The 287-nt window shown below is 73.9% G+C and carries 1 pseudogene; it reads right to left on the bottom strand.

Annotation, left to right across the window (positions count from 1 at the left end):
• Window positions 1-287 (bottom strand): annotated as a pseudogene (locus tag FLQ44_RS02045) (FAD-binding protein); the annotation flags it as partial.

Raw genomic sequence — 287 nt, 5'->3', positions numbered from 1 at the left:
CCCCGGGCACCACCTTGATGGCGTAGAACGGCCCCTGCTCGAGAGGCGCCACGCAAGGGTTGGGCGCCACGGCCGGATCGCCGACATAGCGGTTGTAGGCCGTGGAGCCCCGGCCGAAGGCGGGGTCCTCGCCCCGCCGCGCGGGTCCGTTATAGGCCTCGATCTCTTCCGCGAGCGCCGGCGCGATCCCGGCGCGCTCCGCGAGTTCCGCGAGCGTGCGACCCCGGACGAGATAGCCCGAGCGCAGGGCGGCCCGGAGCGGAACGGGGAAGGGCTTCACGTGTCCC

The organism is Vogesella mureinivorans (assembly GCF_007644035.1).
Classification (GTDB): Bacteria; Pseudomonadota; Gammaproteobacteria; order Burkholderiales; family Chromobacteriaceae; genus Vogesella; species Vogesella mureinivorans.
The sequence above is the reverse complement of the archived record's forward strand: the minus strand, read 5'-3'. Positions and strand labels throughout refer to the sequence as shown.